This is a genomic window from Rickettsia endosymbiont of Lasioglossum villosulum, from assembly GCF_964026455.1.
Classification (GTDB): Bacteria; Pseudomonadota; Alphaproteobacteria; order Rickettsiales; family Rickettsiaceae; genus Rickettsia.
The window spans coordinates 112,417-131,628 of sequence record NZ_OZ032152.1 but is presented as its reverse complement, the minus strand read 5'-3'; the positions used below and the strand labels follow the sequence as shown (position 1 = coordinate 131,628).

Below are 19,212 nucleotides of genomic sequence, written 5' to 3'. Positions count from 1 at the left end.
CTTTGTAAGTCCTCCGGTGCTCACGTATTAAGTACACGCTCCGCTCCTCGGCTTATAGACTCCTTGTTCTTTTCCAAGTTGATCTTCGTATACTAAACTTATTTACTTGAAATATGGATATGAAAACTGATAAAAAGAAAACTAGTATCATAAATGTTGATAATGTGATTGATGAAATGCATAAAATTTTTATAAAAAATCAACCAAGTGAAAATAAAAAAATTTCTATGGTAGATGATTTTATAGCTGATAAACTTCAAGAATATTTCATAGAAGAAGCAAGAAGTAGAAAATAATATTTGATGCATCAGCATTTTAGATGTTCAGTATCGTCATTGCGAGCAGACATTGTTGCGTGGATCATTTTCCCCTGTCACCCCGTGGCTTGTCCACGTGGTCCAGCTAAAAAATACTAATAAAATTAGTATTTTTTATTATTTTCTGGATCTAGTTCCCAAGCCACGGGAGACGCTGTTGCGTGGATACCAAGTCGTCATTGCGAGCGGTCGTAGACCCGCGTGGCAATGACGGAAAAAATGATCTACGCAACAACGCCGCCACGGTATGACACCGAGGGCGTTTTCCGATCCACGAACAAACCTTGCAAACGGTCGGAGACTGCGTGGCAATCTCATGAGTGTTGTACTGTTTTATGAGATTGCCTCCGCCCTCTGCTATGCATCTCCTCACAATGATGGGAAAACTAATCTACATAAGCAACACTCAACAGTAATTGACTATAAACTATCTTAATATATATCTGATATAATATCTCTACAACCTAATAATGCATCCTCGCAGTGTGTCATTATGTTTATGGACTCACGAAATATAGAAAAATCAGAAAATGCTTCCGGTTCGTAATTCTCCCAATAATTTTCCGCTGTTTCTACTTTATTACAAGCACGCTTTAGCTTCTGACCAAAATGCTCAAAAATATTTCCTAAATTTTTTGCCCAGTTCCACACTATAAGATAGTTAGGATTAGAATCAGTAGAATCTTTAATAGAAGTTAGCTTAAAATGCTCTAATAAATTAGAAAAGTTATCGATGAATCTATGAGAAGTTAGTGATTTATCCGGTACATATTCAGGATCAAATTTATGAAATATTTTTAATATTTTTAAGCATACAGGTATTTCCTTAGCAAGCTCTACATAACGAGAAGCAGGATATTTTGTGCTATGAAAAGTAAAATTTTGACTATTACTCAGCTCGTGCGTATCCTTGACCAGATATGCATTAGTATCATCAATTAAACAAGAAAATATATAACTTACGGCAGCTAATTGCATGGTTGGTGACCAGTTTATAGGATTCCAAGAAGACCAGACACTAGAGGCTATATATTTAATGACTTCCCTATTATTATCCATTACATTTGCTCCTTTTAATAAATTAAAAGAAATATATTGAATGAATCTATGAAAAATACAAAAAGATTTATTGAGAATTATTAAGAGTTTAGTGATAAGCGTGTGAATTATACACAAATTTTAGAACTATAAATAGCAATATAAAAAAGTTGTTTACAACCTATCTTTTCATACTTAGGATATTTTCTATTTTAAGTATAAAATTTTGTCTATGTATAATCAATCGGACGAGCAAGTTAAAAATGTTCTAGATGTATGGAAAGTTATTGAAGTATTAACTCCCAATAAAAATGAAAATTTAAATAGATATTTTGAGATTATCAGAGAGCATACAGACCAAAAAGGTAGTTTTAGTTGCAAACTTGATAAAAAAGAGACTCTTTTTTTCTTAAAAGATGCACCATTTGAAAAGTTAGACAAAAATAAACTTGGGTTTGAACTTGAGAAATACGAGGTAGCTGTTCATTGGCATATTTATTTAGGATATCTAAAATGGTCGGAAGCAGAAATTGATATTTTAAAGAAAATTCAAAATATGAATAAGCTAGATCAAGAATTTTTAAATGATTACAATAATTTTAAGGGATATCAAGAGCAACCGACTATCACGCCTATTGCCGGCTTAACTATTGATGAAAACGGCAAATATGTTGAACGTTCTATGGTTATTTCCACTGCTGCTTATGCTCTCGGTAGAATCATGAAAGATGATTTTCAAGAAAAAGAGTTAAAAGATTTAGCAAATTTTATAGATAATAATAACAGTTTAATAGATCAAGTATTTTCTGAAAGTGAGAAAATATATTTTAAGGATAAAAAGCAAGATTCCTTAGTTAGAACTCTAGATTTAGAAATGATTAATTTGATGATTGACCTTTTAGTACAGAAGTTAGAAATTAATGAAAAATATTTATTTAATCGCTCTGAAATATGCATAAGAAGAGTTACCTCGCATAAAAAGAAAAAAGATAAACCGGTAGTTTATAATTTTACTCCTCCCTCATTGGAAATGTTTAATAGTTTTTTTCTAAAGCCGTTAGATTTTATCCGGACTAATAACACAAATATCAAACCAGAGTCAGCAGCGGCAAAATATCTTGGAAAGGAAGATAAACCTACTTCTATAGATGTTTTGAAGCAGAAAGAAGCTTTGCAAAAGCTATTATCACCTCTTAAGATGCAGCCGACACGTTGGTGTTCATCACCTAAAAACTCTCTTGCTGCTTTACAAGCTGCTGCAATCAATGAAGTATTGTCTCCTACTTCAGAAAAGCTTTTTGCCGTTAACGGTCCACCCGGGACAGGTAAAACTACCATACTTTTTGATATTATAGCAAATATCTATGTAGATCGTGCTTTAAATTTAATAAGTCTAAAAGATCCTAAAAGTGGATTTCAAAAAGGAAAAACTTCTCTTAGTACTCCGGAGTTTGATTATCATATTAGTTCTTTAATACCGGAGTTACAGAATTACGGTATGGTTGTAGCATCTTCAAATAATAATGCTGTTGAAAATATCTCTAATGAAATATCGCTATATAGTAAAATATATGAATTATATCATGAAGATTTAAGTTATTTTAAAAAACTTGTGTGCGGTGATGATAAAAAAAAATTTGGGGCTTGTTTGCTACGCCTTTAGGTAATCTTAGAAATAAAAAAAGATTCGTAGAAAAGTTTTGGAAGTATAAGGATGAAGAAAACGGCAAAGATGAAGATTACACAATGCTGCAATATCTTAACTTGCTAAATAATAATGGCTGTAAGGATAAAGCACCTGCACATTTTAAACCCAAATATTGTAATTCTTCGGAAGAGCTAAATAAGGCATGGACTGAAGCTTGCACTTACTTTAAAAAACTACATGATGAAATTTACAATAATATTTCATCAGCTATTGAGCTTAACAAGGAAAAGCACGATATATTAAAAAAACACAATATTGTTAACAAAAATAATATAAAAGAGTACGAAGACGAAAAAGCCTATTTAGAATCTATCTTAACTCATACAAGAAACGAGATAATGATAAATACGGCAAAAATTAATGATTATAATCTTGATTATTTCAAAGTTTTTTATAAATTATTCAAAACAGAGAAATACCTTGCTTATAGTAGTTTGTTGCATCAACAAGAAGAAAAAATAAATCACGAGAAAGCAATTATAACAAAAATTGATGATTTCAAAAGATTGATAATTATATGTGGAACTTTAGCAGTATCATATAATTTTTTAGAAGAAGAGGGTTTTGATATCAAAAATTTTGAAGAAGATTGGTTTTGGCAAAATTGGCAAGAAAATTTTAACGATTTAAATAAAATCACTCCTTATTTTAATCCCATGTTTGAAATATTAAGATCAAATTTATTTATTAGTGCCGTTAAATTACATGAGATATTTATTAATGCTAATGCTGATATTTTTTGGCATAGTCTAAAATATTTTTTTGATGTAGCTATACATTCTTCAGGTAAGCCTGAAATGAACAAGATTGCTTGGCAAAACTTTTTTATGGTTATTCCTGTTGTGTCTACAACTTTCCACTCGTTCGATAGAATGTTTGCTACTGCTGATCATAACGAAGTTCCGTGGCTATTTATTGACGAAGCAGGACAGATACCTCCGCAATATGCAGCTAGTGCTATTTATAAATCAAACAAAGTTATAGTGGTTGGTGATCCGCTACAAACAGAGCCTATTTCTATATTAAAACAAGATTTAATCAAAAAATTATGTGAAAATTTTAAAGTTTCATATTATGATTGGTCTCCGTCAGAAGTTTCGCTACAAAATTTAGCCGATCGAAATTCTTTATATCAAACCAAAATAGATGATACAACTGTTGGCTTTCCTTTATTAGTACATAGAAGATGTCAAAATCCGATGTTCAGCATATGTAATAAAATAGCTTACGGCAATAAGATGATTTTTGCGACTTCTAACTGTAAATCCGACATTAGATATATTTTAGGTGTTTCAAAATGGATAGATGTAAAGGACAATAAAATCCAACGTTATAAATATGAATCAGAAGCCGAATTTCAAAAATTATTGCATATATTGATGCAGATTTTAGCAGAAAAAGACTGGACTAATTTACTGAAACAAATTTACATTATAACTATGTATAAGGATTACAGCGAATCTGTCCGTAGAAAATTGAGCGAAATATATGAGGATTCAAAATTTGAGAAAATAATTAAAGAATTTGGAAATAACAATATCGGCATGATACATGCTTTTCAGGGCAAAGAAAACGATACGGTAATTATGATGCTAGGAGCTCAACATCCTGAAGATAAGGGAGCAAGGAGCATCATGACAAGCAAGCCGAATGTCTTAAACGTCGGTATTAGTAGGGCTAAAAATAATCTCTATGTTATCGGTAATGCGGAGCTTTGGCTGAAACATAAATATATGCAGGAAATATATAATATGCTTTCTTAGTTGTCACCCCGTAGCAGCATTGCCCACGTGGATTGAGAGTCGTCTGAGCTACGCGAATAAAATGAGCGTGGCAATCCAGAAAAATAATAAAAAATGCTATAAATTAGCATTTTTTATACTTCCTTGCTTCGTCAGTTACTTCGTAATTTCCTTAGCTCAGACGGAAAAACTGATCCGTGCAATAACGCCCCCAGTGGTTTGCTCCTAAAATACCTTGGACAATCAACTGGATGACAGCTTTAAAGCGAATGGCAATTTAATTCCGCTTCTTTCGTTCTTGTAAAATAATTGCATGTATTTGTTGAAGAGTATCGTTAAAATCATCGTTAGTAATTATATGATCATATTCGTTAGAATGTGATATTTCCGCTTGTGCTGAAGCCATGCGTAGTTGTATTGCTTCTTCATTATCAGCAGCTCTGTTTCTTAAACGTTGCTCCAGTATTTCAAGGTTAGGAGGTAAAATAAATATAGAAACGGCATTAACTGCATTTTGCTTTATACTCCTTGCACCTTGCCAATCAATATCGAATAAAACATCTAGCCCTTGATTTAGCAAATTTTCGACATGTTTTTTAGGGGTACCATAATAATTATCATATATTTTAGCATGTTCAAGAAATTGATTTTGTTTAACTAATTCTTCAAATTCAGATTTAGTTTTAAAATAATAATTCACCCCGTCTTGCTCATTTGGTCGTGGTTTTCTAGTAGTTGCCGAAATTGATAAGCGTAGATTATTATCGATTTCTAATAATGCCTTTGCTAAGCTTGATTTACCTGCACCAGATGGGGAAGATAAAATTATGATCAACCCTTTATTTTTTGTCATATTTACTAACTATTCGTATTAGGTACAGTTCTCTTTATTACCTCATCAGTAGTACAACTAAAATATTTTGCTATTTTTAAAATTGTATCTATTTCAGGATTAAATTCACGATTTACTTCCGCTCTCATAATTCTGCTAATGGTAGTGTAAGGGACATCGGTAACCTCAGCGAGATATTTACGGTCTATTTTTTCTTGTTTTAACTTTTCTTCTAAAAATTCTTTTACTTTAGTAGCAAGTGCCATATTGTTATGCTCCAAATAGTTGGATTAAATATTTGTATCACGATGAAAAACACTTTTGGTGTCATCCCCGCGTAGTATTGTTGCGTGGATCGAAAAACGCCCTCGGTGTCATACCGTGGCTTGGGAACTAGATCCAGAAAATAATAAAAAATACTAATTTTATTAGTATTTTTAACTGGATCCCGTGAACAAATCACGGGATGACAGGGGGAGAATGATCCACACAAAAATGCCGCCACGGGATGACATATGAGCCATTTACCAGCAGTTCTTTATAATTATAGGAAATTTATACGGACTGACAATAACTAAATCAAAGCGAATATTATAATTATTATATTTACTATTGCTGCTTAAGAACATTTCAGCTGCTCGCTTAATTCTTTTTTGCTGATTAAAAGATACAAATCTATCATCAATGTTAGAACTTCTTGCTTTTACTTCAATAAAAACAATTTCTTTATTACGCAATGCGATGATATCTATTTCACCGACATAATAACGTTTTCTATGATGAAGAATTTGATAAAATTTTATTTTATAGATTATTATACAGATATATTCGGCGATAATACCAAGATATTTTTTCTTAATATTATTTACAGTATGTAGACGAAGATCAACTTTAAAAAGAGCAAGGAGACTATAAGTCAAGGATCGCAGCGTATAATAATACGTGAGAACCGCAGATCCTATAAGGCGACGTAGCCAATTTTTCAAGTTCATCGAGTATACATTATTCTTTAGGCAATAATACTTGCACAAACTCAGTTTTAGATAGATCGGCAGCGATGTTAACTATAACATCATTTTCTGTAACTTTAGTGACATAACCAACTAAGATACCTGCTGGGTAAGTACTGCCATGACCAGAAGTTATTATCTCTTCATCTTTCTGCACTAAATGATTATTAGGTAAGTATAAAATTTTACTATTGTTATTATTACCTGCTAAAATGCCTTGTTCTCTCGAGGAACTTGTTTTAATGGGTATTCTAGAGTTAACATCACTAATTAGCATCACTTTAGCATAATTATTACTTACTTCTATTACTTTGCCGACTAATCCTTGTGAATTGGTCGTAACAATTTGATCAAGTTCAACTCCGTATTTTCTACCAGCAGAAATTAATGCTGTTTTAGAAAAAGGACTAAAAGACACACTTAATAACTTAGCAGTAACATATTTAAATTCTTCTTCCTCGGTAACTGTTAAGAGATCTTTCAGAGCAATATTTTCAGCCCTTACTGATTCTACTTCGCTCTGAAGATGTTTGAGCCTTGCTACTTCAAGCTCAAGCTCTATATTTCGTTTTTCTAGATCTTGAAAATAAACGAATTTTTGTTTTATAGAATTTACACTTTCAAATATATTTTCATAAAATACTAATCCAGCTGATAATACGCTGCCTGTTATTTCAATAGATACATTGGATATTTTTTTAGGTGAAACAAGAAATAAATATAAAGATAATCCAAGAAAAAATATGACAAAAAAGCGTTTAAGAGTAACTATTATAGTTCTTACTAGCTCCAAGGAACTTGAAGAATTTTTTACTCTATTCGCAAGTATCGCCATCTTTAATCCTGTTTAAATAGTACATGTTTTAGCTTTGTAAAATCTTCAAGTGCTTTTCCTGTGCCGAGTGCTACACATGATAGTGCATCATCTGCAATTATCACAGGTAATTTTGTTGCCTCACTAAGAACAAAATCAAGATTTCGAAGTAATGAACCACCACCTGTTAGCACTATTCCTTTATCCACTATATCAGAAGATAATTCGGGAGGCGTCGCCTCTAATGCTACTTTTACCGCCTCAACAATTTGACTTACTGGTTCTATTAGACTATCAGCAATTTGCCTTTCATTCAATACCATTTCTTTTGGAATACCATAAATTAAATCACGACCTTTTATTTCCATAACCCTTGGTTCTGCATTTTGATCTACATAAGCAGTACCTATTTCTTGCTTTATCTTTTCGGCTGTAGCCTCACCAATTAGCAGGTTATAATGCCTTCTTATATATGAAATAATAGCCTCGTCCATCTTGTCGCCACCGACTCTTACGGACCTTGCATATACTATGCCACCTAGTGACAAAACTGCAACTTCTGTAGTACCACCGCCAATGTCAACAATCATTGAGCCAGTTGCTTCTGTTACAGGAAGCCCTGCACCAATTGCTGCCGCCATAGGCTCTTCAATTAAATATACGTCCTTACCACCCGCACTTTCTGCTGCTTCTTGAATAGCACGGCGTTCAACAGGGGTAGAGCCTGACGGTACACAAACAACAATCGTTGGACCAAAAAAAGAACGACGATTATGTACCATTTTAATAAAGTACTTAATCATTTCTTCTGCACCTTTAAAATCGGCAATCACGCCGTCTTTCAAAGGTCTTTTAGCTTCAATATCAGTTGGAGTACGACCAAGCATCATTTTTGCTTCATGACCAAAAGCATAAGGCACAAAAGAGCCATCTTTTTTTATTAATGCAACTACTGAAGGTTCACGAAGAACAATACCGCGTCCTTTTTGATATACGATAGTATTTGCCGTACCAAGATCAATAGCCATACCGGAAGAAAACCCTTCCAAAAATTTCATTATCATTTTTCTTTTTCTCTCTAAATTCTAAAAATTCTTCTATGCTAAATTAATTATAGACGAAGTTTTATTTGGAAAAGAGCAAGGCGTTTCATATTTTTTGACCGCAGCGTATACTTAATACGTGAGGATTAAAAAATATGAAACAACGCCGCCAATTTTTCAAATAAAACGAGTATAATTTAAATTTCTTTATAATGTAAAATAATAAAGTTACTAATAAAAAATATTAACATACTTGGTAACAAAATAGCAGCAATTAAAGATAGATTATTATAGGTCAGTACTTTAAGCAATATTTCTGATAATGAATATACTATAAAACCTGAAAATAATCCCAATATTAATATTTTTTCTTGCGAGTTATCACGTTGTTTTAGGCTAATAAAACAGCTTGCTAAAATTATAGTCGCTATCATCATTGCAGGTTTAAATAGTTGCTTATAATAATAAACTTGGTAATTAGTAATAGGTAGACCTGAATTTAATAATTCATTGATTAATTTAGGTAGATTCCAAATGGAAACCATTTCAGGATGAGTAAACTTATTGACCAAGCTGTTAACAGATAAATTAGTTGGTATAGTTAAGTTGTTATGTGCTTCGGTACTGTCTTTTGTAAAAACTTTGACCCTGTTTAAATGCAGTGATTTATTTTCAATGATGCCATATAATGCATCAATTCTTTTTAGAAAATTATTGTTATTATCAATAAATAAAACTGTAATATTGTTTAATTTTTTCTCAGAAATATTAATAAATTGCGTTTGAATTATTTGATTTTTCCCATTTAAAGCTTCAAAAAATAGTAAACCTGATTTAGATATTACTGCTTCATTATGTGTTTTTTTAGTAAGCTTTGCTTCTAGTAAATCATATTTTTGTAAGCCTAAAGCCCCGATAGGATTTAATATAGTCGTAAAAACTATACCTAAAATTAAAGTTACGATACACGGAATTATCAATACCTGCCAAATATGAATACCGCTAGATAATATAGCAGTTAACTCATTATTTTTTGTTAAGTTTCTAAGGAAAAAAAGCATAGAAGTAAAGCTGATTAAAGCAGAAACTTGATTCAAAAGATATGGAACTTTATATAATATAAATCGCCAAAAAAAATCAAAAGGCACATACATGTTTTTGAATTTTTGTAAGAGATCAAAGAGATTGGATATGATTAATAATCCAATTAAAATAGATAATATAATAAAAAAACACTTGAAATATAATTTAGCAAGATACCAAGAAAGTGTTTTTAAATTAATCATTTAAATTCAATTTAATAATGATTTTTTATATAACTCGTCATTGCGAGCGAATGAAATGAGCGTGGCAATCCAGAAAATACTATAAGTTGGCATTTTTTATATTTCCTTGCTTCGTCAATTACTTCGTAATTTCCTTCAATGACAAGAAAATTGACATACTCAACAAAGCCGTTCTGCGATTAAGCCACTATGATGACACATATAAATTTGTGTGGTGGGGCTGGTAGGACTTGAACCTACGACCACACCGTTATGAGCGGCGTGCTCTAACCAACTGAGCTACAGCCCCATGTTCATCTGAATTTTATATAATTATTATGGCTATAAGTCCAGCAAAATTTTTATATTTTTTTAATATATATTTTAAATTTAGCTATTTTTTGCTACGAGTAAACTAGCTTTCATTTATCTATAGATATATACTCGTTTTATTTGAAAAATTGGCTACGTCGTCCTATAAGTACTGTGGTGCTCACGTATTAAGTATACGCTCCGCTCCTTGTCTTATGGACTCCTTGCTCTTTTCCAAATAAAACTTCGTCTATCCAACTCTTCATTTATTAGTAGTATACTCAAATGATTTGGAAAATTGAAATATAAAATAAGAGGCGAACACGCAGAGCCTAACTTAATAGGTGAGCATGTGAGTTTCCAAAAGTTTTGCAGAGCTCCAATTCTTCAAAGCAGAAGAGTATACAAATAAAAAAGGTCGAGTAATAATTACTCGACCTTTCCTATAAATACTAAATCTAATGATTTAGAAGATTTTTAGTGATGTACAACTGTTACAGCTCTACGATTGTAAGCAAAAGCTTCTTCAGTGTTACCCATCATAGCAGGTCTATCTTTACCATAAGATATTGTGCTTACTCTATGATGCTCGATTCCTTTATGTTTTAGGAATTCCGCAGCTTTTTGTGCTCTTCTTTCACCTAAAGCTAAGTTATACTCTCTAGTACCTCTTTCATCACAATGTCCTTCGACAGTAGCTTTTACATGAGGATGTCTTGATAACCAACAAGCTTGTCTTTGTAATTCTTCTTTAGCTTTTTCAGATAAAGCAGAACTATCGAAAGCAAACCATACAGCATTACCTGCTTGCTTTTCAAAATCTTTCATTATAGATGTTTCTTCTGATTGATTCATTCCACAACCATGTGACGCTCTTTTGGTTTTATTACACCCTGCAAGCACAAATAATGCAAGAAAAGCTAATGTTATTTTTGTTATTTTCATAATTAAACTCCTTGAGGTTATAATTTATTAAAATTTAAATTATTCAGTTAGATAACAAGTTTAAACTAACTAAAACTATGAGGTTAGTATATATGATTATTTTATGAGTTTAAAGGCTAAAATACTATAAAATACAAATAGTACTATATAAATGTGGTAAAAATATCATTGACCTTTCCCCAAAACTCCCTTTAAAGAAGTCATAATAGGTTTGAATTAGCAATATTTAAGGATGTTAAATTATAGTAGATAGACGAAGATCAACTTCAAAAGAGCTAGGAGTTCATAAGGCGAGGAACGGAGCGTATAGTTAATACGTGAGTATCACAGCTCTTATAGAATGACAACGCCAATTTTTGAAATTCATCGAGTATATCACCATCTTAGTAAAGCACTACCCCAAGTAAGACCGGCACCAATAGCTGAGAATAAAATAATATCACCTTTTTTAATTTTATTTGAAGCTTTGAGAGTACTTAAAGCAAGTGGAATAGAAGCAGCTGAACAATTAGCGTGTTTTTCTACAGTTTTTACTACTTTATGATCTTCGACATTTAATAGCTCGGCAAGCTTATTAATGATACGTACATTTGCTTGATGGGGGATAAAATAGTTAATATCGTTTACAGTGAAATTATTATTGCGTAATAATTCCTCTATAGATTGGTGCATTTTCTCTACTGCAAGACGGAATAGTTTCTGCCCCTGCATAATTATTTTACCGCTGCTGCCATTCATACTTACGCCGCCGTTGGTATATAGTATTTCGTAATCTGCACCGCTTGAGAAAATATTACTGTCTATTACACCGGAGTTATCATCGCTACGTTGTAGGATTACACTGCCTGCTCCATCGCCAAATAAAACACAAGTAGCTCTATCTTCCCAATCTAATAAAGATGTCATCTTTTCAGCACCTATCAGTAAAATAGTTTTATATTTACCGGAAGAAATAAGAGAGTTTGCTACTTGCACGCCATAAACAAAACCGGCACATACGGCTTGTAAATCAAATGATGGAACGTTAGTTAAACCAAGATAACCTTGTAGTTTAGTTGCAACTGATGGGAAGCTATTATCAGGAGTAGTAGTGCATGTAATAATTAAATCAATCTCATTTACTGAAATGCCAGCATCTGCTATAGCCTTTTCAGCGGCTTTTAAAGCAATATGAGAAGTATATTCAGTATCACCTGCTATATGACGTTGTGAGATACCGGTTCTTGTTCTAATCCATTCATCGTTAGTGTCAACAAATTTTGCAAGCTCATCATTGCTAACAATTTTTGACGGAAGATACCCGCCGCAGCCAATAATTTTACAGGTCATAAAAATTTAGATTTAAGCTACTTCTTCTTCAGCTTCGATTTTTTTCGTTACTACTTGACGATTATTATAAGTACCATCAACTAAAGAAACGTGATGCGGAAGTTTATATTCACCAGTTTGAGAGTCAACTATTACATTAACTTTACCAAGTGCTAAATGTGAACGTCTCATATTACGTCTTGATTTTGATGTTTTCTTCTTTGGAACTGCCATTATTTACCTCTTTTATTAAAAAGTATTTGTCAAATTAGTGAAGCAGTATATTATAATCTTATAATAAAATCTAGATAAAATTAAACTTATGAAATTTTTCTTAATATTCGTCTCCAGTATATTCGTCATTTTTTCCTTAAGCGGTTGCCAAACTATTGAAAATAGAGGGCAATCTATAGATGACTCAGCACTTACAAAATTAGAAGCAAAAAAACTAAGTAAAACAGAAGTGGTAGAGCTGATTGGCACTCCTACCATGATCCCAGAATATTCTCAAGATACATGGTATTATGTTGAGCGAGTGATGTCACAAAGAGCTTGGCTTAATCCTAAAATCGTAAAACAGAGAATAGTAAAAATTACCTTTGATAGCCATAATTTAATGCAAGAGGTTGTTGTAATTGATGATTCACATAGACATGATATAGAAACGATCAGTGAATATACGAAAACATACGGCACTGAACTTAATGGCTTACAAAAATTCGTTAAAAACCTAGGTAGATTTAATAAAACTACTGGCGGAAATAAGAATAAAAATAAAAGCAAGAAAAAGAAATAAGTTGTTGTACTGTTATCCTGCGTAAGGCTTGCCTTGCGTGGATACCAAGTCGTCATGAGCTGGCATTGTTGCGTAGATCAGTTTTCCAGTTGTCATCCCGTGATTTATTCACGTGATCCAGCTTTTAATAATAAAATTATTAGTATTAAAAGTTATTTTTACTTACTACCGTGGTCAAGTAACTAGATGACACTGAGGACGTTTTTCGATCTACGCAACAATGCCGTAGGCTTTGCCCGAGTGGATACCAAATCGTCATTGCGAGGAAATTATGAAGTAATTGTACGTACGCAATCCAGCTAAAAAATGCTAACTTATAGCATTTTTTATTATTATTTCTGGATTGCCTCGCTCATTTCATTCGCTCGCAATGACGGGAAACTAATCCACGCTAGGCAAGCGGGAATAAGATATGAAACGCACTACAAGCTATCGCTGTCATGTATTTTCAGAAACTTCACCGGAAATTATAACATTATTTTGCTCTGTAATAATATCTGTTTGTTTAATAATGCTTACTGTTTCACAAATAAGTGTATTGAGATTACCGATAATTTTAGAATCTGAGCTAGTGACATCTAGCATTATATTGCTAATAAATTTTTTGATTAAATTATCTCTATCCACTATTAGATCATGGCTATGTTTTTCTTCTACAACTTCCTTGTTAATTTTTACAAATCCAAATAAAAATACTTTTACTCTAAGATAATTAACATTTTCATAAGCCTTATTGAAACATTCTATGGCTTTAAGATTATTTTCTTTTATTTGTTCATTTAATCTAATTAAGGAACATCCTTTGTAGAAATAACAGGCAGCAATAATATCGGGGTTAGAATTTTTACTATTTTGCTCTAAAGCTTGATCAAAAAAATCTACAGCCTTTTCATTTTTTCCTGCAAAATATGCAGCTAGCCCTTTGCAATAATCAGATTCTTGATTTTTATTTAGTTTGCTTAAAGCTGCTGCTTTAGCTAAATAACTCTCTTCGAAGCTAATATTAATAAACCGCTCACCATTTTTTTCATACTTATTTTTATAATTAATGAATTTATCTAAAGCGTTTATTTCTTCTTCATATTTTTGGAGAGTATTAAAAAGATGGGCTTTCTTATAATAAGCATAAATACAATGTTCATCTTGTGAATGATGAGGATTAAGCGTTAAAAGCTTATCATAAATCATAATAGCTTCTTAAGCCTTTCCTAACTTTCCCAAACAAGCTGCTTTACCAAAATAAGCGGAATACATATATTTATTGTAAATAGTAGCCTCACCATAATTGATTGCAGCTTCATCAAATTGTTTTAATTTTTCTAATAAATACGCTTTATACAGATAGGCTTTAGCAAGTCCATCATTATAATTATTAATTTCTTCTTCATAATAGATATTTTTAGTATCTATATAAAAATTACTTGCCATATTTATAGCTTTGTTAAAAAATGCTAGTGCTTTTTCAGATTGTTCATTTTCAAAAATAAGCCCTAATCCTAGGTAAGGAATAGGATAATAATTATCTATAAAAAATTTATTATCTTTGCCGTATTCTATAGCTAATTTATAAGCAGCCATTGCTTCTTGAATATTACCTTGGTTAAGTAATTTATTTCCTATAGTGCCGTAGTTAAAGATTATTTCTTCAGTGGAATTAAATATTTGAAATGGAATATGTTTGTTTATTTCATCTGAAAGTCTATTTCTTTCTTCTAATGTTTTAGGTAACTCTTGTGCCAGTATTTCTTCATCTGATTCGTTGAAACATGATATTGGATCTCTCATGATTCTTTTTAATTTGCGGATATGTTCTTCAGTTAATTTTCGTTTCATAGTTTAATAATATTTTTCATTGATATATTTATACCTTTGATACTGCAAAATTTATTAAATCAATTTGGGATTCGTGTTTGCTCACGTATTTTTATACGCCTAGCTTAACTCACCACTCACTTGATTTCTAACCTTTGAAGTATCTACGGTATGCATTAAAAATTATTAAAATTTTTAACCGCTCGAATCATATAAAAAAATTAAATAAAATAATTCTTGAATTGATAGTTTTATTAAGTGGAATTGATGTGTGAGATTCTATAATTGAATAGAATTTGAAAAATTGGCACAAAGTTAGATAAGGATATGCCAACTCTTCATTTATTAGCAGCATAAACCACTAGTAAATGAAGAGAATTGTTAGATAATAATGAAAATAAAGCAATTAATTAGAAACTTTTACTGCATTTAATTTATTATATAGTTTGTAAATAGACTGTTCAGCATCGTTAATTTTTCTATTAACTACTTTCAATAATTTTTTTGAAGGCTCTTCAGTTATTTGTGCAGCAGAGCTTATTTGTTCTGCTAAATTTTTAAGAGATTCTTGTATTTCTATAAAGGATCTTCTAAATTGCTCTTTAATCGTAGTAGATGATTCTTCAAGCTCTTTTATTTTTAAACATAAATTTTCTAAAAGCTGCTCTACCTTAGCTTGCATTAAGTTTAATTTTTGCTTCTCTTTTTCACTAAGATAACTTAATGTTTCTTGCATTTTTGCTTGAATTCTTACCTTTGTAATACGATCAAGTTCTGAAGCAAGCCCAACCTTACTCATCAAGAATATTATCCATTTGTGGACATCAAAATGATACCATTTTGCACCATTACGATAGTCTGAAGGGAAAGCATGGTGATAATTATGCCAATTTTCTCCAAGTAAAAATAAAGCCATCCACCAAATATCTCCAGCAGTTCCTTTGTAATATTTTTTACTACCGACAAAGTGACATAAAGAATTTACACAAAAAGTTGCTTGTTGTTGCAAGAATCTACCAAGCCCCATGAATAAAAATCCCATATATGCCGAATGTAGAGTACCGCCAACTAGATAGCCTATAATTAATGGTACAGCTACATTCATAAAGACTGCTATCTGCCAATAATATCTTAGCTGCCACTTTAATAAACTGTTTTTACCAAGCTTAACCCAAGTAATACGATCGATAGATTTATAGCTGCCTTGCCCAACTAACATCCAGCCTATATGAGACCAAATAAAACCTAAAACCCTATTTTCAAATTTTAAAGGACTATGCGGATCTTGATCTGTATCTGTTTTAGCATGGTGCTTATAGTGGTTTGAAGCCCAAGATAAAGCAGGTCCTTGCAAAGTTCCAGCAGATAGTACAACTAAAACAAACTCAGCATATTTATTTATCTTATAAGAATGATGAGACCATAATCTATGCAATCCAATTCCAACCGTAATATTATTAACATAATAACTGCTAATCAGAAAAATAATTTCAGTCCAACCTATTCCATAATTGGATACATATTTAACTAAAAGCGATATTAGGATAAGAGGATAAATTATTAGTGCAAAAAATGCAGGCTTATTTATTTTACTTAGCATAAAGTTTAACCGATTTTTAATTGTAACAATGAACCTAACTAGCATCGATAAGAAATATTAACACAATTAATATATAAATACAAAGAAATTTTTAATTGTTATCATTAAGTATCTGATTCTACTATATCTTTATTAAGAGAATAACCAATAAAACGGACTGTTTTAATAATTGGACTATCTTTTCCTAAAGCATCTCTAATTCTATTTATATGCACATCAATCAGACGCTGGTTAAAACTTTCGTCATCTTCCCATAAATATCGCATTATTTCTCGGCGTGAATATACACTATCGGGCGATTGAAGAAAAAGTCGCAGAATTTTAAATTCTGTGGGACCTAAACGAATAGTTTCCTTGCCCTTAATAAACCCTTTCAGCATTTAAATCAATGCTTATATTTTTAAATTTGATAATATTATCCTGTAAAATTGTTTTAGAGCGTCTCAACAAGTTTTTCAGAAAATGGATGATCTGATCAGATAAGAAAGGTTTATAGAAAAATGATATCAAATCATCGATCTCCATTAAATTTAACTGTTTAGTTGAGGACAGAAAAATTATCGGGGTATTAGAAAGCTTATCAATTTTCCTAATACTTAGATACAGTAACCATAGGATTTTCCTGTAGTTCTGCATTAGTAACTATGATAGCAAGGGGTTCATGGAAGAAATAATTTAATATTTTTTCTATGTTTATAATCCTTGTTATGTTAAAGCCTGCTCTTTCTATATCGTTACATAAAGAAATATTAATGCTTTTTTTATTTTCTTCTTCTATGATTAGAAGTTGTGGTAAGAGTTTGTCTAACACTAAATTAACCTCTGTTAATATTTAGTAAATAATTGAAAATTTTTGTTAATAATCTTCAGATTTACTAGGGGTTATAGCAAACTTTTTTTAAAAATAAACAAAGAAATAATAATTTTTTAAAAATAATACTTGAATTTAATAGTTTCAGTTGCTATAAATAGCTTTATTTTAAAGTTTTTGTTGGGATTCTTATAATTATGAGTTTTTACGAGTCAGTTTTTATTGTGCGTCAAGACGTATCATTAAATGATATAGATAAAATTGTTGATGATTTTAGTAAAATCATTAAAGATAATAACGGTGCTATTGTAAAAAAAGAATACTGGGGATTAAGAGCTTTAGCTTATAAAATCGGTAATCACAAAAAAGGACATTATTACCTTTTAGGTCTTGATACTACTCCAGCTGTAAAGCAAGAGCTAGAAAGAAAAATGAAACTTAATGAAAATATCATAAGATTTCTTACACAGAAAGTAGATTCAATTAGTAATGAGCCTTCACCGATATTAAAAAATCAAAGTACAGAAAATACTCCAGTAATTGATGTAACGGCTAATTAAAATAATCAAATCTAAATTTGCAGGAATTAAGGTAAAGAATGTCGAAAAATAATACTAGTGAAACAACAACCCGAAAACCAATGGAAAGAGCTTCTAAAAAAGTGTTCTTTAGAAGACGTAAAGGTTGCCCTCTTTCCGTGCCTAATGCACCGGTTATTGATTATAAAAATCCAGAGCTTTTAATAAAATTTGTTTCCGAAGGTGGTAGAATGCTACCAAGTAGAATCACAAATGTTTGTGCAAAAAAACAAAGAAAGCTAAATAATGCTATTAAAATTGCAAGAATTTTAGCATTGTTACCTTTTGTATTTCAAGCTAAGTAAAGGACGTATAATACCATGGAAGTTATTTTAATTAAACCGGTAAGAAAATTAGGTAAGATAGGGGAAATACATAAAGTAGCCGACGGATTTGGTCGTAATTATCTTTTACCACAAAAATTAGCTATTAGAGCTACTGAGCTTAATAAAGAGTTAATTGTTAAGCAGAAGCATGAATTAGAAGAAAAAGATAAACAAGTAAAAGAAGAAATAACAAAAATTAATGATCTTATTAAAGATCAAAAATTAATTTTTGTTCGTCAGACCTCATATGATGGTAAATTATTTGGTTCAGTAAATAATAAGGAAATAGCCGAAAAATTATCTCAAACTGTATCTTACCCTATTTCTCATTTAAATATAATTCTTGATACTCAAATCAAATCTACAGGGATTTACAAGGTTGAAGTAAGATTGCATGCTGAGCTTAGTACAGATGTTACAGTGATTGTTGCAAGATCAGAATCAGAAGTACAAGACTATTTACGTGAACAAAAAACTGAAGAATCTACAACAGAGCCTTTAGCTGAGTCAGCATAAGACTAGCTTTATCATTCTACAATTTGATTTGTCTTTATTCAAATGCTTTATTTATCCCGCAACTTAATTACGGGATAGATAAGATAATAATCACCAAACATCTATCTTAGTTAATGCATAATTAGTACTTATTATATGCAAAGAAGTAAGTATTGCTTGTGTGGACTAGTTTCCTATATTACCTTATAACGGCATTGCCTACATCGAAAAACGTGATCGGTGTCATCTAGTTGCTTGTCTTATAGTACCGGACAGTTTTTATTCTATGTCATTCCCGCGTAGGCGCAGTAGTGTCCGGAGAAAATTGGAGTATTATTAAAACCGTCATTGCGAGCGGTCGTAGACCGCGTGGCAATCCAGAAAAATAGTAAAAAATAACTAATTTTAGCATTTTTTACTGGATTGCTTCGTCAATTACTTCGTAATTTCCTCGCAATGA

22 protein-coding genes and 1 tRNA gene are annotated in these 19,212 nt (G+C 31.4%); 7 read left to right on the top strand and 16 right to left on the bottom strand.

Annotated features, from left to right (window positions below; genetic code table 11):
* Nucleotides 1-119: 119 nt before the first annotated feature.
* The gene (locus AAGD49_RS00660) at nucleotides 120-296 is read left to right on the top strand and encodes an AbrB/MazE/SpoVT family DNA-binding domain-containing protein (protein WP_341788714.1); all 177 of its coding nucleotides are present in this window, start codon (nucleotides 120-122) and stop codon (nucleotides 294-296) included.
* A 453-nt stretch (nucleotides 297-749) separates the two neighbouring features.
* Here AAGD49_RS00660 and AAGD49_RS00655 read toward each other — a convergent pair whose 3' ends face one another.
* Nucleotides 750-1,376 carry a hypothetical protein gene (locus AAGD49_RS00655; protein ID WP_341788713.1) on the bottom strand — a complete coding sequence of 209 codons (627 nt, stop codon included), beginning with the start codon at nucleotides 1,374-1,376 and terminating at the stop codon, nucleotides 750-752.
* A 211-nt stretch (nucleotides 1,377-1,587) separates the two neighbouring features.
* Here AAGD49_RS00655 and AAGD49_RS00650 point away from each other — a divergent pair, with 211 nt between their 5' ends.
* Nucleotides 1,588-3,018, top strand: a complete 1,431-nt coding sequence (locus AAGD49_RS00650; protein ID WP_341788712.1) for a hypothetical protein — start codon at nucleotides 1,588-1,590, stop codon at nucleotides 3,016-3,018.
* Nucleotides 3,000-4,826 (top strand): DEAD/DEAH box helicase, encoded by a 1,827-nt coding sequence (locus tag AAGD49_RS00645; RefSeq protein WP_341788711.1) that lies wholly within the window; start codon nucleotides 3,000-3,002, stop codon nucleotides 4,824-4,826. Before AAGD49_RS00650 ends, AAGD49_RS00645 begins: the two co-directional genes overlap by 19 nt.
* Before the next feature lie 256 nt (nucleotides 4,827-5,082).
* Here the strand turns inward: AAGD49_RS00645 and gmk are convergent, their stop codons facing one another.
* The 10 genes from gmk to rpmF form a co-directional block, all read right to left on the bottom strand.
* A complete protein-coding gene (gmk, locus tag AAGD49_RS00640) occupies nucleotides 5,083-5,658 on the bottom strand; it encodes a guanylate kinase (protein WP_016948508.1) in 576 nt (191 codons plus the stop codon).
* Between the two features lie 5 nt (nucleotides 5,659-5,663).
* A complete protein-coding gene (locus AAGD49_RS00635; protein ID WP_012152230.1) occupies nucleotides 5,664-5,903 on the bottom strand; it encodes a helix-turn-helix transcriptional regulator in 240 nt (79 codons plus the stop codon).
* 258 nt (nucleotides 5,904-6,161) lie between these two features.
* Nucleotides 6,162-6,557 carry a YraN family protein gene (locus AAGD49_RS00630; RefSeq protein ID WP_341788710.1) on the bottom strand — a complete coding sequence of 132 codons (396 nt, stop codon included), beginning with the start codon at nucleotides 6,555-6,557 and terminating at the stop codon, nucleotides 6,162-6,164.
* A gap of 82 nt (nucleotides 6,558-6,639) precedes the next feature.
* The gene (gene mreC / locus AAGD49_RS00625) at nucleotides 6,640-7,482 is read right to left on the bottom strand and encodes a rod shape-determining protein MreC (protein ID WP_341788709.1); all 843 of its coding nucleotides are present in this window, start codon (nucleotides 7,480-7,482) and stop codon (nucleotides 6,640-6,642) included.
* 2 nt (nucleotides 7,483-7,484) lie between these two features.
* The gene (locus tag AAGD49_RS00620; protein ID WP_341788708.1) at nucleotides 7,485-8,525 is read right to left on the bottom strand and encodes a rod shape-determining protein; all 1,041 of its coding nucleotides are present in this window, start codon (nucleotides 8,523-8,525) and stop codon (nucleotides 7,485-7,487) included.
* Nucleotides 8,526-8,701: 176 nt separating this feature from the next.
* A complete protein-coding gene (locus AAGD49_RS00615; protein WP_341788707.1) occupies nucleotides 8,702-9,790 on the bottom strand; it encodes an LptF/LptG family permease in 1,089 nt (362 codons plus the stop codon).
* Between the two features lie 212 nt (nucleotides 9,791-10,002).
* Nucleotides 10,003-10,079 (bottom strand) — tRNA-Ile (locus tag AAGD49_RS00610).
* Nucleotides 10,080-10,558: 479 nt separating this feature from the next.
* Nucleotides 10,559-11,026 carry a peptidoglycan-associated lipoprotein Pal gene (gene pal / locus AAGD49_RS00605; protein ID WP_016948649.1) on the bottom strand — a complete coding sequence of 156 codons (468 nt, stop codon included), beginning with the start codon at nucleotides 11,024-11,026 and terminating at the stop codon, nucleotides 10,559-10,561.
* Nucleotides 11,027-11,401: 375 nt separating this feature from the next.
* Nucleotides 11,402-12,355, bottom strand: a complete 954-nt coding sequence (locus AAGD49_RS00600; protein WP_341788706.1) for a beta-ketoacyl-ACP synthase III — start codon at nucleotides 12,353-12,355, stop codon at nucleotides 11,402-11,404.
* 12 nt (nucleotides 12,356-12,367) lie between these two features.
* A complete protein-coding gene (gene rpmF, locus AAGD49_RS00595; RefSeq protein WP_341788705.1) occupies nucleotides 12,368-12,568 on the bottom strand; it encodes a 50S ribosomal protein L32 in 201 nt (66 codons plus the stop codon).
* 88 nt (nucleotides 12,569-12,656) lie between these two features.
* On the opposite strand from rpmF, the gene AAGD49_RS00590 reads away from it, so the two are divergent.
* Nucleotides 12,657-13,130: an outer membrane protein assembly factor BamE gene (locus AAGD49_RS00590; RefSeq protein WP_341788704.1), complete on the top strand. Its 474-nt coding sequence runs from the start codon at nucleotides 12,657-12,659 to the stop codon at nucleotides 13,128-13,130.
* Nucleotides 13,131-13,568: 438 nt separating this feature from the next.
* Here AAGD49_RS00590 and AAGD49_RS00585 read toward each other — a convergent pair whose 3' ends face one another.
* The 5 genes from AAGD49_RS00585 to AAGD49_RS00565 all read right to left on the bottom strand — a co-directional run bounded on the left by AAGD49_RS00585 (nucleotide 13,569) and on the right by AAGD49_RS00565 (nucleotide 17,353).
* Nucleotides 13,569-14,318, bottom strand: a complete 750-nt coding sequence (locus AAGD49_RS00585) for a hypothetical protein (protein ID WP_341788703.1) — start codon at nucleotides 14,316-14,318, stop codon at nucleotides 13,569-13,571.
* Nucleotides 14,319-14,327: 9 nt separating this feature from the next.
* Nucleotides 14,328-14,963 (bottom strand): hypothetical protein, encoded by a 636-nt coding sequence (locus AAGD49_RS00580; RefSeq protein WP_341788702.1) that lies wholly within the window; start codon nucleotides 14,961-14,963, stop codon nucleotides 14,328-14,330.
* Nucleotides 14,964-15,348: 385 nt separating this feature from the next.
* The gene (locus tag AAGD49_RS00575) at nucleotides 15,349-16,542 is read right to left on the bottom strand and encodes a fatty acid desaturase (protein WP_341788701.1); all 1,194 of its coding nucleotides are present in this window, start codon (nucleotides 16,540-16,542) and stop codon (nucleotides 15,349-15,351) included.
* Nucleotides 16,543-16,646: 104 nt separating this feature from the next.
* Entirely contained in the window at nucleotides 16,647-16,922 is a 276-nt protein-coding gene (locus tag AAGD49_RS00570) for a winged helix-turn-helix domain-containing protein (protein ID WP_341788700.1), read from the bottom strand.
* A 209-nt stretch (nucleotides 16,923-17,131) separates the two neighbouring features.
* Nucleotides 17,132-17,353 carry a hypothetical protein gene (locus AAGD49_RS00565; RefSeq protein ID WP_341788699.1) on the bottom strand — a complete coding sequence of 74 codons (222 nt, stop codon included), beginning with the start codon at nucleotides 17,351-17,353 and terminating at the stop codon, nucleotides 17,132-17,134.
* 197 nt (nucleotides 17,354-17,550) lie between these two features.
* Here AAGD49_RS00565 and rpsF point away from each other — a divergent pair, with 197 nt between their 5' ends.
* The 3 genes from rpsF to rplI are packed head-to-tail and all read left to right on the top strand — an operon-like array spanning nucleotide 17,551 to nucleotide 18,773.
* The gene (gene rpsF, locus AAGD49_RS00560) at nucleotides 17,551-17,913 is read left to right on the top strand and encodes a 30S ribosomal protein S6 (protein ID WP_011476818.1); all 363 of its coding nucleotides are present in this window, start codon (nucleotides 17,551-17,553) and stop codon (nucleotides 17,911-17,913) included.
* A 38-nt stretch (nucleotides 17,914-17,951) separates the two neighbouring features.
* Nucleotides 17,952-18,236, top strand: coding sequence for a 30S ribosomal protein S18 (gene rpsR / locus AAGD49_RS00555; protein WP_341788698.1), 285 nt, complete (start codon nucleotides 17,952-17,954; stop codon nucleotides 18,234-18,236).
* Between the two features lie 15 nt (nucleotides 18,237-18,251).
* Nucleotides 18,252-18,773, top strand: coding sequence for a 50S ribosomal protein L9 (gene rplI, locus AAGD49_RS00550; RefSeq protein ID WP_341788697.1), 522 nt, complete (start codon nucleotides 18,252-18,254; stop codon nucleotides 18,771-18,773).
* Nucleotides 18,774-19,212 lie beyond the last annotated feature (439 nt).

Bases quoted from the DNA above. Each gene is read 5' to 3' on its own strand.
- AAGD49_RS00660 (WP_341788714.1), top strand. From the start codon at position 120: ATGAAAACTGATAAAAAGAAAACTAGTATCATAAATGTTGATAATGTG.
- AAGD49_RS00655 (WP_341788713.1), bottom strand. From the start codon at position 1,376: ATGGATAATAATAGGGAAGTCATTAAATATATAGCCTCTAGTGTCTGG.
- AAGD49_RS00650 (WP_341788712.1), top strand. From the start codon at position 1,588: ATGTATAATCAATCGGACGAGCAAGTTAAAAATGTTCTAGATGTATGG.
- gmk (WP_016948508.1), bottom strand. From the start codon at position 5,658: ATGACAAAAAATAAAGGGTTGATCATAATTTTATCTTCCCCATCTGGT.
- AAGD49_RS00635 (WP_012152230.1), bottom strand. From the start codon at position 5,903: ATGGCACTTGCTACTAAAGTAAAAGAATTTTTAGAAGAAAAGTTAAAA.
- mreC (WP_341788709.1), bottom strand. From the start codon at position 7,482: ATGGCGATACTTGCGAATAGAGTAAAAAATTCTTCAAGTTCCTTGGAG.
- AAGD49_RS00620 (WP_341788708.1), bottom strand. From the start codon at position 8,525: ATGATAATGAAATTTTTGGAAGGGTTTTCTTCCGGTATGGCTATTGAT.
- AAGD49_RS00615 (WP_341788707.1), bottom strand. From the start codon at position 9,790: ATGATTAATTTAAAAACACTTTCTTGGTATCTTGCTAAATTATATTTC.
- pal (WP_016948649.1), bottom strand. From the start codon at position 11,026: ATGAAAATAACAAAAATAACATTAGCTTTTCTTGCATTATTTGTGCTT.
- AAGD49_RS00600 (WP_341788706.1), bottom strand. From the start codon at position 12,355: ATGACCTGTAAAATTATTGGCTGCGGCGGGTATCTTCCGTCAAAAATT.
- rpmF (WP_341788705.1), bottom strand. From the start codon at position 12,568: ATGGCAGTTCCAAAGAAGAAAACATCAAAATCAAGACGTAATATGAGA.
- AAGD49_RS00590 (WP_341788704.1), top strand. From the start codon at position 12,657: ATGAAATTTTTCTTAATATTCGTCTCCAGTATATTCGTCATTTTTTCC.
- AAGD49_RS00585 (WP_341788703.1), bottom strand. From the start codon at position 14,318: ATGATTTATGATAAGCTTTTAACGCTTAATCCTCATCATTCACAAGAT.
- AAGD49_RS00580 (WP_341788702.1), bottom strand. From the start codon at position 14,963: ATGAAACGAAAATTAACTGAAGAACATATCCGCAAATTAAAAAGAATC.
- AAGD49_RS00575 (WP_341788701.1), bottom strand. From the start codon at position 16,542: ATGCTAAGTAAAATAAATAAGCCTGCATTTTTTGCACTAATAATTTAT.
- AAGD49_RS00570 (WP_341788700.1), bottom strand. From the start codon at position 16,922: ATGCTGAAAGGGTTTATTAAGGGCAAGGAAACTATTCGTTTAGGTCCC.
- rpsF (WP_011476818.1), top strand. From the start codon at position 17,551: ATGAGTTTTTACGAGTCAGTTTTTATTGTGCGTCAAGACGTATCATTA.
- rpsR (WP_341788698.1), top strand. From the start codon at position 17,952: ATGTCGAAAAATAATACTAGTGAAACAACAACCCGAAAACCAATGGAA.
- rplI (WP_341788697.1), top strand. From the start codon at position 18,252: ATGGAAGTTATTTTAATTAAACCGGTAAGAAAATTAGGTAAGATAGGG.